At 62.3% G+C, this 14019-nt stretch carries 12 protein-coding genes and 1 tRNA gene; 6 read left to right on the top strand and 7 right to left on the bottom strand.

What is annotated here, in order from left to right; genetic code table 11:
• The first annotated feature begins 78 nt into the window (after nucleotides 1–78).
• A tRNA-Ser gene (locus ACFQ9V_RS10540) sits at nucleotides 79–168 on the top strand.
• A gap of 194 nt (nucleotides 169–362) precedes the next feature.
• Here ACFQ9V_RS10540 and ACFQ9V_RS10535 read toward each other — a convergent pair.
• The 4 genes from ACFQ9V_RS10535 to ACFQ9V_RS10520 form a co-directional block, all read right to left on the bottom strand.
• On the bottom strand, nucleotides 363–920 hold the full coding sequence (locus tag ACFQ9V_RS10535) for an RES family NAD+ phosphorylase (protein WP_382459113.1): 558 nt from the start codon (nucleotides 918–920) through the stop codon (nucleotides 363–365).
• Nucleotides 921–1415, bottom strand: a complete 495-nt coding sequence (locus ACFQ9V_RS10530; RefSeq protein ID WP_382459112.1) for a hypothetical protein — start codon at nucleotides 1413–1415, stop codon at nucleotides 921–923.
• A 7-nt stretch (nucleotides 1416–1422) separates the two neighbouring features.
• Nucleotides 1423–2190 (bottom strand): TIGR04255 family protein, encoded by a 768-nt coding sequence (locus ACFQ9V_RS10525; RefSeq protein WP_382459111.1) that lies wholly within the window; start codon nucleotides 2188–2190, stop codon nucleotides 1423–1425.
• Between the two features lie 157 nt (nucleotides 2191–2347).
• Nucleotides 2348–3457 (bottom strand): tyrosine-type recombinase/integrase, encoded by a 1110-nt coding sequence (locus tag ACFQ9V_RS10520; protein ID WP_382459110.1) that lies wholly within the window; start codon nucleotides 3455–3457, stop codon nucleotides 2348–2350.
• 138 nt (nucleotides 3458–3595) lie between these two features.
• Between ACFQ9V_RS10520 and ACFQ9V_RS10515 the strand changes: the two genes are divergently transcribed.
• The gene (locus ACFQ9V_RS10515; RefSeq protein WP_382459109.1) at nucleotides 3596–3994 is read left to right on the top strand and encodes a hypothetical protein; all 399 of its coding nucleotides are present in this window, start codon (nucleotides 3596–3598) and stop codon (nucleotides 3992–3994) included.
• A 14-nt stretch (nucleotides 3995–4008) separates the two neighbouring features.
• Here the strand turns inward: ACFQ9V_RS10515 and ACFQ9V_RS10510 are convergent, their stop codons facing one another.
• The 3 genes from ACFQ9V_RS10510 to ACFQ9V_RS10500 form a co-directional block, all read right to left on the bottom strand.
• Nucleotides 4009–6582 (bottom strand): AAA family ATPase, encoded by a 2574-nt coding sequence (locus ACFQ9V_RS10510; protein ID WP_382459108.1) that lies wholly within the window; start codon nucleotides 6580–6582, stop codon nucleotides 4009–4011.
• Between the two features lie 659 nt (nucleotides 6583–7241).
• A complete protein-coding gene (locus ACFQ9V_RS10505) occupies nucleotides 7242–7421 on the bottom strand; it encodes a hypothetical protein (protein ID WP_382459107.1) in 180 nt (59 codons plus the stop codon).
• A gap of 438 nt (nucleotides 7422–7859) precedes the next feature.
• Nucleotides 7860–8990: an IS110 family transposase gene (locus tag ACFQ9V_RS10500; protein ID WP_382459106.1), complete on the bottom strand. Its 1131-nt coding sequence runs from the start codon at nucleotides 8988–8990 to the stop codon at nucleotides 7860–7862.
• Between the two features lie 1405 nt (nucleotides 8991–10395).
• On the opposite strand from ACFQ9V_RS10500, the gene ACFQ9V_RS10495 reads away from it, so the two are divergent.
• From ACFQ9V_RS10495 to ACFQ9V_RS10480, 4 genes are all read left to right on the top strand, one after another.
• Entirely contained in the window at nucleotides 10396–11025 is a 630-nt protein-coding gene (locus tag ACFQ9V_RS10495; protein ID WP_382459105.1) for a GntR family transcriptional regulator, read from the top strand.
• Nucleotides 11025–11672 carry a GntR family transcriptional regulator gene (locus ACFQ9V_RS10490; protein ID WP_382459104.1) on the top strand — a complete coding sequence of 216 codons (648 nt, stop codon included), beginning with the start codon at nucleotides 11025–11027 and terminating at the stop codon, nucleotides 11670–11672. Before ACFQ9V_RS10495 ends, ACFQ9V_RS10490 begins: the two co-directional genes overlap by 1 nt.
• Before the next feature lie 470 nt (nucleotides 11673–12142).
• Nucleotides 12143–12796, top strand: coding sequence for a GntR family transcriptional regulator (locus ACFQ9V_RS10485; RefSeq protein ID WP_382459103.1), 654 nt, complete (start codon nucleotides 12143–12145; stop codon nucleotides 12794–12796).
• Between the two features lie 899 nt (nucleotides 12797–13695).
• Complete coding sequence (locus ACFQ9V_RS10480; RefSeq protein WP_382459102.1) at nucleotides 13696–13872, top strand: hypothetical protein; 177 nt, start codon at nucleotides 13696–13698, stop codon at nucleotides 13870–13872.
• The last annotated feature ends 147 nt before the right edge of the window (nucleotides 13873–14019 follow it).

The following is a 14019-nucleotide window of genomic DNA, read 5'->3' as shown; positions in this document are numbered from 1 at the left end:
CTTGCGCTTCCCTGAGCTTCGGACGCGCCCGGCCCGCCCGATTCGCGGTGACCGCGCGCATCCAGTAAACTCATCGGCGGTACCGTGTCCGAGCGGCCGAAGGTGCAACTCTCGAAAAGTTGTGTGGGTGAAAGCCCACCGTGGGTTCAAATCCCACCGGTACCGCCAGTGTGAAACCCCTGCCATCCCCGTGTTTACAAGGGATGCGGGGGTTTTTGCTTTCGCCGAAAAGGTCGTGTGACTACATTTTGACTACATCTCGCGAGACGGTTCAGGCGCTAGGCAGTGATCGGTGGGCCATTTGTTGATCGGCATAGGCAGGCCATAGCTCTAATGCGTTAGTCGGTCTGATCTGTCCGCTTCTATGCGAGCACGCGCACCTCATCGACAGCGAGTTGAGGCGGGTCGATCTCGCTAACGTTGAGCGGGTGCCATGTCTCGGTAGATGGATCGCCGAATAGCGCCAGATTCCAGGCGTCCGCCCAATTCGCAGCGGCCGAAGGGTAGGCAATGCCTGTTGACCCCCACGCCCACGTCGCATGTGCCAGGTCCCAACAAGCCATATAGCGTTCATGTTCATCGACGTCGGACGAAGTCAGGCGATCGAGCGAGATTCCAACGTCCGCTTGCGCTTGCTCGTGCCTCACGTCCAAGCATTCACCCGGGATATTCAAATCGACCTCAAAGAGACGGATTCGCAAATGGTCCTGCAGCGAAAAGAATTCAGGGTGTCGCCTCAAGAACTCGGCAACAGCGCCCTTTGCGGTTTCCGCAAAATAGATTGCCTTGAAGGAGCCGTCTCCGAATCGACCGATCGAGGTCCACGGCAACTCGGGAGCGTATTCCGCCGCAGCTGGAGTCCAACGGAAAAGGGCGATGCTCCCCGGCCGCCACAGTGGTGCAAATGTCTCGTAATGCACCTAGCTGAACGACGGGTTCAAGTACGATCGGGTGAGTTCGAGCACGCGATCCAGGTGGCCTCGCCGGATTTGATCAGCGGGTGTGGCTCCGCCAAGCGCCGGAACTGAGGTGCTCGCCCATTGCGGCAGCGCAGCGGGCTCGAGAACGCAGGACACGTTATAAACGATCTGAGCGAGGACGTCCCATCGTCGCTCGTAGTCGCGGCTAATGGGTTCTTCTCCGTGTGCGTAACGGACGAGCTTCGCCTCGCTAATGCCAAGAAGACGAGCCGTCTCCTCGAAAGAGACATCAGCAAGCCGTGCCAGCAGCACGCCGAGGAGGGCTGTCCGTTGTCCGCCATCGGGACCGCCGCTTTTCGAAATCCGAACCGCCTTCGCAATCACAGCTTCATCAACGGTCGCGCGGAGATGATCAGTAAGCGGCCCGTCCGAAATAGCGACACCCGAGACCGCATCAACGCTCTCGGTCGCAGCGATGTCTGCAAGTAGCGTCATCTTTCTCTCACTTCTGAGTTCGGGGCCGGGGCTGCAGCGAGGACCTGTAATCCTCGGTGGTAGCCCAGTGGAAGAAGCTTGTCATACCCTCGCTGAAATAACGCAGCAAGCTCACGATATCTTCCCCGGGAGCAACTGGATATGGCCTCTCAGTGAAGTAGTCCATGTCGAGGACATAACGACGCTCTGCACCTTCGTCCGCGAGACCGCTGCGCACGACGAGCATGTTCTCATCGTCTTCGAATTGAACTTGAAATGCGGCCTGCAAGATTGGAACCGGAAGGTCTTCGACCGCGAGGATCCCGAGCACCTCGGGTCGAATCGAGGAGCGGAAGAAACTGGGATCGTCCGAACCTATCGCGTTGATCTTGCGAAGACCGATTCTGATGCTGTCTGCTGGTCGCAAAGTGCTGCGAAGCGCCCGCAGTATGTTGTCTATTCTCGAGAGGAACTCGTCGATGCTCGAGTACGACGGAGTCTCGAGCGAAACGAAGTTTACGGCAAGCCCAACGGTCCATTGTTTGGCCTCATCGGTCAGCCGCCACACCGGCGGGCTTGCGCTGAGGCCTATGGAATCGGGTCCCACCTGGACGCTGGCAGACTGCTCCTTGGGTAGGAGGATCGGGTACTGCTCGCGGAGAACGGTCTGAAAGCCAGTAAGTCCCGCACCTGAGATCAACGCAAGAATCGGGGGAAATTGAATCTGGCAGAGCACGCTCGTTAAGGGCGCGTCGTCGAATACGACGTCCTCATGTGTTCCGAAGTTGAGTGACAACTGACCTCGCACCGTTCGACTTGGCTACAACCTACCTCGGAAGCTCCCGTCTTCCACGAAGTTTGACAGTTGCGGTTCCGTTGCGTGTCGTTGAGCGAGGGGTTTCTCAGCGTCCGGGTTACAACATCGAGCGCGTTCGCTTGACTCGTGAGCTGCTCTAGTGGGCCGCCAAGGTTGCCCGAGCGCGCGCTGTATCCATAGCGATGGCTACAGCGTCCAGGTCGTCATCGAATAGATCCGCATACGTGTCGAGGGTCATTGCCGCAGACGAATGGCCAAGCATGCGCTGCACTGATTTGACGTTGGCGCCGGCACTGATCGCGAGGCTGGCTGCCGTGTGTCGAAGGTCATGAATCGTGACACGGGGGAACGTTCCGTCGTCGGCCTGCGATCGCGCGATTGCCGAGACATACCAGCCTCTACGTCGATCAGGTTGGTGCAGGTAGCTGTCCCCATCGCCAAAGAGCAGCTGTGATGGGGCCTTGCTCGCGGTCGTTGTAGCCAGTAGCGGTACAAGGAACGGTGGAATGGGGACGCTTCGAGCTTCGCCGGTCTTTGGGGTTCCGACATGGATCGTGCCGGAGACTTCCACGGCATTCTCATGCACTTCGACGCGTCGGCGAACTAGGTCAACATCGCGAACGCGCAGCGCAGTTGCTTCGCCCCACCGCAGGCCAGTGTAGGCGAGGAAGAGAACCATAATTCGGTGCCTCTTCGCATTCTCCGCAAGGAGATCGACCTGCGTGTGGCTCAGATACTTGTGCTTGCCCTTTAGCTTTCGAGGGAGATTGACGCCGCGTGCAGGGTTGGAGGGGATTCGGCGATCCAGAACTGCGGTGTCGAGGATTCCGGCAAGCACGCCATAGGCGCGGAGGACAGTTGTCGCCGAGCGCGGCTTGCCATCGCCTTTAGTGAAGGCTGTCACCCAGTTTTGGACCTCCGAGTGACGGATCTCTCCCACCCGCCTGCTTCCCCATTTCGGTTCGACGTGCAGTCGCCAGGCGATCTCGACAGGGCGAAGCGACGAAGGCTTGAGATGGTGCTGGTTGGCCAGCCACTCCGACCCGAGGACGCTGATCGTAGATCGTGACGCTCGAGCGTCCACGAACTCGCCTCGAGCCTTCGCGACCTCGACGGATGCCAGAAAGAGTTCGGCGTCTCGCTTGGTCCGAAAGCCCCGCTTGCCGGTGAGGTCGTGCTCAGGTGTTCTGTACTGGACGCGGTATCGCTTGCCGCCGGCCGTTTCGTACGCGTGAATGCTCCCCATACCTCAACTCCAATCGCCGATCGACGCTTTGCGCCGCGATGAGGTGGGTGGCATCAGGCTACGCGCGGGCGCCGACATCCCGTCTTCGGGAGACGGAGCAGAAGTAGCGGGGACGGCAGTCTCGGGCAGACTGGTCCCGTGGAACGGCAACCTCCGGAGCCGAAGCCTTGGGGTGCTTCGGACGATGAAGCAATCGCACTGTGCCGCGAGTGGATGATCTACCTCGGCGCTGCAGACACCGTCGTGGCCTCCGGAGACGCGGTTCGCGCATGTGACCTCTATAGCGCGGGCTACTTGGCGTGGGTCGACAATGAACGCGGTAACCTCGACGTCGCTCAAGTGACCAGAGCGGCGTCGGTCTCGGCGGCCGACGGAAGACGAGGTCTGATCTTCGTGCGACATGGCGTGCTCCCGCAGGCTGTTGATAGGGCCGACGAACTCGGTGTCGCAATCTTTGGGTTCGATCCCCAGGGTGCAACCCTGGATGGAGGCAATCTGCTTGGGCTCGAGCTGTGCTCGATTGGTCTCGCCCGATAGGGCGAACGCCTCGGTCATTCCAGGCCAGCCAACGTCAGTCGACGATCGGACGGCGTTACGATCGGTCCGGTGGCCGACTGCGCGGCCCGTCGGAGATCGGTCTGTGCTGCTGCGCGCGACTTTTCCATCGTCTCCTCCACAGAATGGCGTTGCATCATCTCGACCAATTGCGACTTTGCGGAGGTCTCTGTCGGAGCTACGAGAACCGATGCATTGTGTGCCTTGCCGCGGGTTAGACCGACATACAAGCCGGCAGCATCGACGACGGGTCCAACGAGTGATCGCTCCGTTGTCTCGCCTTGGACTCCATAGACGGTCGTGGCGTATGCGAGGTGGATGTGGGATTCGGCGTAGGCGAGGCTGACCTTCCGCAGGTCTGTCGTGTCGGCGCTCGCCGCGAGGATCACGTGGTCTGTGCCGATTGTCTTCACGATCCAGTTCTGGCGGTTCTGGACGTCGGCTGCGATGTCATTCCGTCGGGTCTGGACGACGTCCCCGACGAAGATCGCTTGACCTGATTGCCCGGACATGGCGACCGTGATGGAGATTGCCCCGGATTCGATTCGTCGGTTCTGGATGGCTTCGCTGATCTCCTGCGCTTCCGCATGTGTAGCGGTGACCAGTGAGATCGTCTCGCGGCGCTGTGCCGCGTCAAACCATCCTTCGACCATCGCCTCACGCGCTGCGACATCGCTGTTTGTCATCACGACGTGGTTGGTACGGACCAGGTCATTAGCCACATCGCGCATTTCGTCCACGCTCCGCGGCTCTCGAAGTCGCATCGAAATATCCGCCCACTCCGGATCCTTGAAACGGTGGGTAGTCGTGAGCTCCACGTGCCGGAGCGACCGGCGCCAGAAGAGTGCCATCGCGCCCGAATGCCCGACCGGCAAAGCCTGTCGCTGATCCCCGATCAGAGCGACCCCCGCTCCAGTGGCACGTGCGACGTCGAGAAGCGCGGACGCGGCCTCAAGATCCAGCATGCCGGCCTCATCCACGACGATGCGATCGCCAAGGTTGATTCGGATACGGGGGCCGCCATAGATGCCGCCTGACGTCGTATCCGCTTCGCCGATTGAAAGCTGGGTCCACGTCGTTGCGCCGGAGGGGTCGGGCGTCCAGCGCCATCCGAAGTCGTAGAGAAGCTGGTGGAGGGACGACGATGCGCTCATCGTTTCCCGCCCGGCGACCGCGGAAGCCTTCTTGGTCGGGGCGACGATGATCATCTTGTGACCGTGTCGACGCAGGGCTGCGCCCGCGACTTTGAGCATCGTTGTCTTGCCGGTGCCGGCCGGGCCGGAGATGACGACGTTGCGCGAGGTGCCCCCGATCGCGGCGGCACCAGCGAGTTGGCCGTCATCGAGCGTGCGATCGGGCTCAAGAGCGTGGCCGATCGCGGCGACCTCGGCCGTGTCGAGGATCTGTCCGGGCGCGGAGAAGGCGTCGACCTTTTGGGCGAGCGTGGCCTTCAGCGTGGCGGTAGAGACCGCCATGAGGTGCTTGACGTGCTTCGGGGCGTCCGGTTCGGAGATCAGTGTCACTGTTCGGGAGTGCGCCACGACTTCCTCAGCGAGCTTCGCGAGGACGTCGCGGTTGGCGACGACGCCTGTCCCGGCGATCGCGCGGAGCGCACCGGCGCGCACGTCCATCCAGCTGAAGCGGCCACCGCTGCCGGTCGAGCGGGCATCCGCGTCGACAACGGCCTGGACTGCCAGTAACTCGATGTCGAGATCCTCGACCGCGACAGCCGGAAGCGGCGCAGGAGAACGTTCCATGCCGAGCGCAGGGTCGGCGGTGAAGAGTTCTTCCCGGACGAGCGCGGCCCATCCGTCTTCGTTCAGTTCGCCCGGCTTGTTGGGCCGGCCGACAGCCCACGCCCAATGATCGATCTGACTGAGCACATCGTGGGAGGGCTCCTGCTCCGGGTGCTGCTGCTTCCACCAGGCGATACGGGCAGCCTTGTTAGCTTCGATCTGCGCGGACCGCTTCGACAGCGGTCGCACCAGGTGCTGCAGCTGGGCGATCTCCCCATCCGCGGTGAGGGTGAACCCCTTCGCAGCTAGGGCCCGGATCCAGGTGGGGTCGGTTCGGGAGGCGAGGTCACCTTCGGCGTTGACCACGTTCTGGAACCGCAACGCGACGCGGGTGTCGATGTTGGACCATTTGCCGTCGACGCCTTGGACTTTGACGTTGAGCCAGAGGTGCCGGTGCTTGTGCGGGTCCAACGACCGGGAGCGTTCGTGTCGGAGTTCGACGACCTCGATCCGGGCGAGATCTTCGCGGATGGCGCCGCCTTTGCCGCGGCGGGCGTTGAGCTCGGTTTGCCACAACTTCACAATCCGGTCCCGGAGCCGGTCTTGGAGGTCCTCGTACGCGGCGGCCAGTTCGGGGTCGAGCATGGCGGCGATCGAGAACGACTTCGGCGCGTTGATCGTCGCATCCAGAATCAGATCAGCGACGGGCGACTCGAGATCCCGGCCACGCCGTTCCCCGGTCAGTGGGTCGAGTCCGTCAACCCACTCCCTGAGCTGATCCCTAGTGAGGAGGTCGTCGCGGATGGCGCCGTTCTCGACGATGTACCGGCTCATGACGGCGTCGGCGTATCCGGCGGCGGCGATGACACCGTCTGCCGTTTTGGCGGTGAGGGTGGCATCACAGACGCCGGAGAAGGCGTAGTTGACCGCTTGCTTGACCCCGTGGGAGGACTGTCCCCGCTTCCACCTTGCTACTCCGCCTCGCACCTAAACTCACCTCCCACTAACCTCGACTTGGGCTTCCCGAAACTGGACAGTTCTGTCCTTTCGAAGAAAAACTCCCTCTACTTACAAGTTCCGGTTCGGCGGACGTTTTTGCGCGCATTTGGCGCGCACCCGAACTCCCTCCGGAAATCGCCGGCCCCGCGAACAACGGTGACCGGCCGGATCTGGCCTGTGTTTCCGGGCGTCTGAGAAGGCAAACCACCTTCACCTGTGAATTTGCAAGCCGCGCCGATTTCGACGTGTACCCCGGGTGCAGATCCGTCCGTCTTGCTGCCGCGGCGGCTCACGATAGGGACGTCCGAGGGGCTCGCCGGCGAGCGGCGCTGCGGCGCGGTGTCCGAATCGATTGCCCTCATACCTACACGTTGTGTTTTCGAGCTGGTTTTGACGCGCTGACCCCTCAAATGTCCGAAACCCGCTAGAACTTCGTTCGAATCGAGCGGACCTTCGACTCGAACCACGACGGGGACCGCGGGGCCATCGTGCGACTAACCACCGGCGCGGGCGGGAGCCGACTGCGGCCTGGGCTCGTCGTGAGCGAGCCGGGTGAGGTTGACGAACGGCACGCATGCCGTCTCCGCAGTGAGCGCGGCAAGCCATCCGATCGGCGTGGACGGGTCGGCGGTGATCGCCCAACCGTCCATCACGTAGCGGCTGACAGTCTCCACGCATTCCTGCTTCTCTGTAGCTGTCGGGTTCGAGGATCCTTCCACGCGGATGAGCCCGCCTTGTAGTTCCGGTGCCATGTTGTTGGTGTCGATGGTGAATACCCGCGTCGCAATCACTCCCTCGTAGGGTCCATCTTTTTGAGTGCCTTTCCGGCGGGTGATCGAGAGCGAGTAGGAGGTGTGCAGTGCCGGGATCGTGGAATAACGGAGCGGAGCGAAGCGGAGTGAGCATATGCCGCGAAAGCCCGGCATGGAGCACCGGGAGGGACTCTTCTATGTGTTTTGTCAACGTGTTTTTCGCGGTCTGCTGGTTCTTTGGCGCGGCTTTTCGGTGAGGGCGATTTGAACGAGCGGCGGTCCGTGAGTGCCCGGGTTCGCGGGCGGGATAAGCCCGGAGGGCGCGCCCGTGAATGTGGGAACGGCAAGGACGGAAGCGAGTTAGATTCGGCTGCCGGAAGGGTCCGCTGAGGCGGTGAGGGAGTATGCCGCCGTTGGCTGCTCTATCTGTCGTGGTGTTTGGTGGCCCATGATGGCCACAAGCTGGCGGAACACTTCGCGGCAGATGTATCTCTTGAGAACGCGGCGGATCTCCCGGTTGGTTTTGCCTTCTCCCCGGCGGCGCTCCACGAACGCTCGAGTGTTCGCGTCATTCGACATTCGGACCCGGGCGATCACATCGAATGCTCGATTCAGTTGTCGATCGCCGGAGCGGCTGAGCCGATGTCTGATCGTGTTGCCGGAGGAAGCGGGTTGTGGCGCAACGCCGGCCAAGACCGCGAACGCAGCTTCCGACCGGACTCTGCCGGGGTGGGAGTAGGCGCAGAGAATGATCGCCGCGGTCACCGGCCCGATCCCCGAGATCTCTTGCAGCGTCGGCGCCAGCCGCTCGGCGAAGTCCCGCAACAGTTCCTTGTTCGCCTCGAGCTGACGGGTGCCCTCGATCACGGCGATGGCCAGGCGGCGTGCTTCCATTCGAGCGATCTCGGCTGACGGTTCCCGGGTCTTGCTCGGGCGCCAGGCAGCGATCGTGTCCAGCTGCTCGGCCGTCAACGACTTTCGTGCGTCCAGCCCCAGGTCCAGGATCCGCAGCAGGGGCAGGAGCGCGTTCTTGTTGGCGGTGCGTTGGGTGTCGAGCATCGAGCGGGCGACCAATAGGATCCGTAACGCTGCCCGATCCCCAGCTGCGCGGGGAAGGATCACCAGCTCGAGATCAGTGCCCAGCACGGACCTCGCGGCCGCGGAGGCGTCAATGGCATCGGACTTGCCGTTGCGGCTTGCCGCTGCCTTCGTCGGCGGCTTCACCTCGCCGACTTCGAAGCCGTCACCATAGAGCCGCTGCGTTAGCCGCGCACCATAGGAGGATGTTCCCTCCACCGCCGCGAATACACGGCAGCCTGCCGTGCGGCGGCGGATCCATCCGATCGCGCGGCTCATCCCCGCGGCACTGGTCGGGAAGACCTCCGTGGCAATGCTTCGTCCGGTGCGGCACTCAACCAGCGAGTAGGTGTGGGTCTTCGCGTGGGTGTCTACTCCGACGACGAAGTCGAAGCGTTCCGCGATAGTCGTCATGTTCTCTCCTGCCCTGATCTGAAGGAAATCGGTCTGCGGAAAGTGCGCGAAGACAGCTCTGTAACGAGTCACACCTCAAGGGCGGACACTCTTCTAATCAAGTCATTCGAGCGGCACAGGCCGATGCACGACAGCAGCGTGGACGGGTCCCTCCAAAGGCACCGCCACAGCGGGCCAGAGCTACGAAGAGTCACGCGCCGCCATCGAGCATCAGCCTGTCAACCAACCACAGGCCGGCCAACACCTATTACAGAGCTAGGATCGGGCGGCGGAAAGGCCCTCAAATCCCACAGGGCAGCGCCGCTTGCGGCTGTCCTCGACTCGCGGAACGTGAGGACATGAATGTGGCCCCGTCATCGTCTCGGGTTACGAGGCGGGGCCACTACTCGGACCTCCTGCATCCCCACGTCGAAGAGCCGCAAGTAGACGTATTCGTCCACGTTTGATCAGGGTCGCGGAACTCGGATCACTTGCCGCCGTACGCCGGCACGCAACCACGTTGACTTCGGAATACGCCGGGCCGCCGATTTCTAAGTCGAGTTCGTCGGGGCCAGGCTGCGAAGGCAGGCACACGCGTCGAACGTCGGGCCATTGCTGTGCGTCGACAAGAACGATCGTGTCTTTCATATTGCGTGGCCGGCAGCAGTCAGCCGATCGCGCAAACAAGCTCGATTGCTTCCACCGGCCGAGCAGGCGGCGCTTCCAACTGACGCCGATCTTCAGCGGGTGCTTGAGGCGCGTTGAACCATCGCGCAACGGCCTGTTGAAGGATTTCGCTCGGAAGATCGAGGCCTTTGGGCCTCGTCGCGGTAGACCTCGCTGTTTGGTAGCGGCGACATTGCTGCCGAACCTGCCACGGCTTCGTCGTCCCCTGTGACGAGTCGTCACCTAGGAATTCGCGAGCGGCTCCGGATCTTCGGGCAGTGTCGTGGAGTAGCCGTAGGTGTCCCGCGTGAGTTGCTCGATAAACGCTTCGGGCGAGGCACCGTGCCGCGCTGCCAATTGCGTGAGCCGTAGGAGGTCGTCGCGAGCAAGAACTACGGTGACTTGCCCGGCGGGTTCCCGATCGAGATGCATTCTCGCTGCCTTCCCGGCTGAGGTGCCGCCATGATCTGGCGCAGCTGGTTCGAACAGTGTTCGGGGGTCTTGCGTACCCGAAACGCAAGACCCCCGGTAGGGAACCGAGACCCGAACTCGGAGCCCAAGAGCCGGAGAGCGAACACCTGGGGGGAGGGGTCGCTCTCCGAGTCTGTATTCACACTGCGTGTGCAGTATAAGGCCAATCTAGGACTCTAATCCAGATTAAAGTTTCGGTGCGAGCCCATGAAAACTAGACTGGAGTCAATTCGACCGAGGAGGAGTGCCCTTGCCCGTTCCTGGCGCTGCCCCAGCACCGACTCGAGTGTTGGCGCGCGACCGCGCTTATAACGCGGTCAAGAAGGCCATCCTGACCCGGGCGATCCTGCCGGGGGAGCGGCTGGATGATGAGAAGCTGCAGGCGTGGCTACGGATGTCGAAAACTCCGATCCGGCAGGCGCTTCAAACTTTGACCCTCGAAGGGCTCGTGGAAACCGCCGCACATTCCTACACCCGCGTCGTCGAGCCTCGAGCGGAGGACGCGGTGCTGAATCTGCAGACGATCGGTGTCTTCGTCCTCGGAATACTGGACCTCACCATCGCTTCGCTCAGCGAGGATCAGAGAGCCGAACTTCTGCAGGATCTCGATCGCCTTATCGCCGCTCTGAACAACCGGGACATCGAGGGGTCGATCGCAGCGTCCCAGAACTACTACGCGCATCTGATCGCGCTGTGCCCCAACCATGTGCTCGTGGAGCTGTCCGAACGAACCCTCGCAGCGCGGGCGTACTTCGTCGTGGTCGCCTACCGAGCACTCGGAATCGAATGGGGCGAGGCCGAGCGGGCGTATCGGCAACTCCGAGAGGCGCTGGCTCTCGATGATCGGGAAGCGGTCAGCGACGCCACAGCGATCGTGTTCCGAATCGACGTGCCACAAGGCCGAAAGGCGGACGCCTGATGCCCATCCCCGATCCGAGCGGAGATCCGGAGACCACTCGTGAGCTCGTGCGCGATCGCGTCTACCTCCAGCTCCGGGACGCGATCATCACCGGTGTGCTGCTCCCAGGAGAACGGCTCGACGAAGCCGAGTTGCGGACGTGGTTGCAGGTCTCCGGGACCCCGATCCGGCAAGCCCTGCACGCGCTGAGCGTGGAGGGCCTCGTGCAGACCGCGCCCCAGTCCCACACCGCCGTGGTCGCGCCGCGTCCGGAGGATGCGCAGCCAACTCTTCAGACCATCGGAGTGCTGTTGGCCGGCGCCACTCAGCTGACACTTCCGCACCTGGGTGATGGTGACCGTGCGGTGCTTCTGGCGCATGCCAACGAAGTCATCGCCCGCCTCACCACCGGCGACGTCGCTGCGATCACCCAAGCGGCCGAAGAACTCTTCACTGCGCTGCTTCGTTCCTGCCCAAACCCCGTGCTGCTCGATGTCATCACCCGCGCAGCACCCTCACTCAGCTACCACGTCAGCGTCGCCCACCAAGGGCTCGACGCCGACCTCGCCGACCTCGCAGCGGGCTACAAAGAACTCAGCGCCGCACTTTCGGAACACGACGACCGCGGCTCCGTCGCAGCCACCAAGCGCGTCTTCCGCGTCGGATAGCTCGCAGCAAAGTAACGAGGAGCCGTGCCAGGTCATCCAGATGTAGAGAGCACGCCGAAAGCGTGTAATGAATGCGGCGGCCCTGTCGATCGACTACAGAACCCCTACGTCGGTACCGGGCTGTCCGTGCACCGCTATTTCGACATATGCCGCCGTTGCGGCCATGCCACCTACCCGCCAACCGAAACGGCCCGGGCCGCCCCTGTTGCAGCACCGCGGGGCTGGCGGCGTTGGTTCAGAGGAAAGTAGTTCGAGGTGTCTTACTTGGTCGATGACCCGGTGAGCGTTGTCGACAGCATGAAGCGACAGTTTGAGGCCTGACTCGATGAGCGCGGCGCGCAGCTGGCTCCCGATGCGGAGACGGACAACTTCCGTTCACGCCCAAGGCGCGCGTACTGGTGAGCCGATGTCATAATGTTGGGTGGCAGCCCCCGCGTCGCCCGAGCGTCGGCGGCTGTCGTGGAGAGTCTGTGCCTTTACCCGAGAACTCGTCGCCCGCCGGCACGCGGCCATTGGCGCGTGAACATGCGTACTACTCGATCCGCGAAGCGATCCTGAACGGGTCGCTCCAGCCGGGGGAACGATTGGAAGACGCGGCCCTGCAGCGTTGGCTTGGTGTTTCGCGAACCCCTATTCGGCAGGCTCTTCTCGCCCTAACCCAAGAAGGCTTCATTGAAACCGCCCGACAAGCGCATACCCGCGTTGTCAAGCCGCGACCTCAGGACGCTGGCACCTATCTTCAAGCCGTTGGCGCCCTCGTGATGGGCATGACGATAATCACCCTTCCCGTGATTTCCGATGCACAACGAACCGCGCTTTGCGATGCGCTCCAGTCGGCCGGGGAGGCCATTAGCGCGCAGAACACCACCGATTTCATTGCTCAAAGCACCCTGTACTGGGCGACCGTGACGGAAGTGTGTCCTAACCCTTTGCTCCGCCGACTCGTGGAGCAATCGGCAACGGCGCTCGGCTACAACGCTGTGGTCGCCGCGACGCAAACGTCGATCGACTGGGAACGCCTGCGACGACGAAATCAGCAGCTTCTCAATGCGCTAAAAAGCGGTGACTCAGCGGCCACGGAACGCGCCACAAGGGACGTTTTCGGTCTGCCTCTCCAAAGCTAACTCGTTTTGGGGTGGGACGAGCGCGTCCACGTGGCTATTGGAATTCTAATTCCTCTATACAATTGCTTCCGGGGCGCTCGCTAACCGAGCGCGCGTTCTGCCGACGGCTAGGGTTTGTCGGCGAGGGCCCGGCATTCGGGTTGCCGGGTCCTCGAAATAGTTCAGGCGCGAATGCGAAGTTGCGAGGTGACGAATGTTGTGTCCCCGATGCGGCACTCGCATGACCCTCCAACGGAACACGTTCTACGGGATTGGCCTCGCAGTCAGCGAATTCATCTACGACTGCGACGAATGTGGCTTCATCAGATTTGCCCCCCAGCGTCCCGCCCCCAGCGAAAAACCCGATCCGCCCGAGCAAACGCCGACAGGAAGGCCATTTCGACGAAGGTTGGGTCGGTAAGTTCATGAGCATCCGCATCGTTCGGCGCTGCCAGTGCCGAAGCCGCTTCAATGTGAGCCTCGGCGTACCGCGATGAGCAAGACCAGTTTCCCGGATGCGGATGCGTGGCGGGCTTGGGTCGAGCAAGTGGTTGACACTCCGCCTGCCGCCGTCCTGATGGCAAGACTTGCTGTCGAGCGCGAGTTCGTAGTGGCTGTAGCTATGGCCGAAGCATCCGCAGCTGATCCTTCAGGGGAGTTAGCACCCTCACCCATGCTGAGCTTGCCTCGCGAGTTGGAGCCAGCTCGCGCAAGATCGCGAAAGCGAGACTCATCCTCGTCGAAACCGGCCTAGAAACCCTCGAGATTCACCCACTCAGACGAAATGGGCCGTACCGAAAGCTGCACCCGCCACGGCACGAGCCCTTCGTGTCCGAGTCGCCGTAAGGAGACCGGCTCCCTCTAGCCGCGCCATGGGCGCCTATTACGAAGGCTCCGACACTCGATACGGAGCGCCAGTCATGACAGCGCTCAGCGCCGACGCCACAGAGAATCTCGCTGACTCCGGCTACACGCCGACACAGTGGTCCAGGATCCACTTCTCCGACGGCAAGTTTGCGGACGTCGGTGAGATCGAGGCAACGAGGTTGACGCGGGAGCCCTTTGAAACCGGCGCCGCCGCGGGCCGTTCCACTTAAGTGCCTACGTGCATTCGCTCTTTCTCTTCGATCGCTTCTACCATCGTTACCCTGGTGTTCCCCCGTTTCTTCGGTCACTTATCATCGGCCTTGTTTGGTTCGGGAGGTTGGTCTTTATGGCTAGACGTTTCCCTCGGGAGTTCCGTG

It is taken from the genome of Leifsonia sp. NPDC056665 (assembly GCF_042791795.1).
GTDB lineage: Bacteria > Actinomycetota > Actinomycetes > Actinomycetales > Microbacteriaceae > Leifsonia.
This window is presented reverse-complemented; position numbering and strand designations above follow the sequence as displayed.

Bases quoted from the DNA above. Each gene is read 5' to 3' on its own strand.
- ACFQ9V_RS10530 (WP_382459112.1), bottom strand. From the start codon at position 1,415: ATGACGCTACTTGCAGACATCGCTGCGACCGAGAGCGTTGATGCGGTC.
- ACFQ9V_RS10520 (WP_382459110.1), bottom strand. From the start codon at position 3,457: ATGGGGAGCATTCACGCGTACGAAACGGCCGGCGGCAAGCGATACCGC.
- ACFQ9V_RS10500 (WP_382459106.1), bottom strand. From the start codon at position 8,990: ATGACGACTATCGCGGAACGCTTCGACTTCGTCGTCGGAGTAGACACC.
- ACFQ9V_RS10480 (WP_382459102.1), top strand. From the start codon at position 13,696: ATGACAGCGCTCAGCGCCGACGCCACAGAGAATCTCGCTGACTCCGGC.
- ACFQ9V_RS10510 (WP_382459108.1), bottom strand. From the start codon at position 6,582: ATGAGCCGGTACATCGTCGAGAACGGCGCCATCCGCGACGACCTCCTC.
- ACFQ9V_RS10490 (WP_382459104.1), top strand. From the start codon at position 11,025: ATGCCCATCCCCGATCCGAGCGGAGATCCGGAGACCACTCGTGAGCTC.